The organism is Acidiphilium sp. JA12-A1 (assembly GCF_000724705.2).
In the GTDB taxonomy this organism is placed as follows: domain Bacteria; phylum Pseudomonadota; class Alphaproteobacteria; order Acetobacterales; family Acetobacteraceae; genus Acidiphilium; species Acidiphilium multivorum.
This window is the reverse complement of record NZ_JFHO01000206.1, coordinates 1-551: the sequence shown is the minus strand read 5'-3', so window position 1 is coordinate 551 and position 551 is coordinate 1. Positions and strand designations below refer to the sequence as shown.

1 protein-coding gene is annotated in these 551 nt (G+C 80.2%); it reads left to right on the top strand.

The window, feature by feature from the left end; genetic code table 11:
* Positions 1–551: lyase family protein (locus RT91_RS19305; RefSeq protein ID WP_035189459.1), on the top strand; the 551-nt coding region annotated here is incomplete at both ends.

Sequence of the window (551 nt, the reverse complement as noted above, 5' to 3'; positions counted from 1 at the left end):
TCCTCCTCGAGGCCGATCTCGACGCGGCGGCGGCGGCGGCCGCCCGCCTCGCCCGCGCCCATGCCGCCACCCCGATGATCGCCCGCACCCTGCTGCAACCGGCGCTGCCGGCCACGTTCGGCCTCAAGGCCGCGCAATGGCTCGCCGCCCTCGACGATGCCCGCGCCGCCCTGCGCGATGCCGCGCGCCAGGCCCTCCGCCCGCAGCTCGGCGGCGCCGCCGGCACGCTGGATGGTTTCGGCACCCGGGCCGATGCGGCGGCCACCGCCTTCGCCGCCGCCCTCGGCCTCGATCCCGCGCCCCTGCCCTGGCACACCAGCCGCGCCCCGCTCGCCCGCCTCGCCGCCACCCTCGCCGCCGCCCTCGGCACCGCCGGCAAGATCGCGACCGACACCGCCCTGATGATGCAGGCCGAATGCGCCGAGGCCGCCGAACCCGCCGCCCCCGGCCGCGGCGGCTCCTCGGCGATGGCGCACAAGCGCAACCCCACCCTCGCCGTCGCCATCCGCGCCGCCGCGCTGCGCGCCCCGCCGCTCGCCGCCACCCTGCTC